Annotated in this window: 1 protein-coding gene; it reads right to left on the reverse strand. The window is 61.3% G+C overall.

All coding sequences use genetic code 11. The annotated features are described in order from the left end of the window. A partial coding sequence (locus tag A5713_RS04885) for a sensor domain-containing protein (RefSeq protein ID WP_156751753.1) occupies window positions 1–507 on the reverse strand: 507 nt, incomplete at its 3' end. Window positions 508–509: the final 2 nt, after the last annotated feature.

Consider the following 509-nt stretch of genomic DNA (forward strand, 5'->3'; position numbering starts at 1 on the left):
CGGAGCGCCATTGCCGTATTGGCACACCTGCGCAGTGATGATCACATTGTTCTTCGCGCGCGCCACGTTGGGGCAGATCCAACCGGTGGGCTTCCCGTCCTGCAGTTCCGTCGCGGTCCACGTCAGATCCTTGCCGCCGGCGTCGGTCTTTTGGAATCTCCATCTCGATATGTCGTCTTTGCGGTGCAAAACGGCGTTGTCGCACGAATTTACGGCCTTCGCGAGCGCATTGTCGAGCAACTGAGTCGCTGTTTTCGCGTCGGCTACCGTCGCAACAGCCAGATAGACCGCATGACCTGAAGTGTCCTTGTCCTCTTTGTAGAGATTGCTCCGCCACGCGGTGTAAGCCACCCCCACCGAGTACGTGTCCGGCGCGATCAGCGGCTCGCACTGCGGGTTACCCTCGTCGACGAAGGCGGCCACGGGCGGGGAGGTCGCGCCGGGCGGAGGTTTGGACGCCCAGTTGAGTTTCGCACCGACAATCTCGTTAATCAGGTCTGGCGCCAAGA

It is taken from the genome of Mycobacterium sp. E2497 (assembly GCF_001668695.1).
In the GTDB taxonomy this organism is placed as follows: Bacteria; Actinomycetota; Actinomycetes; order Mycobacteriales; family Mycobacteriaceae; genus Mycobacterium.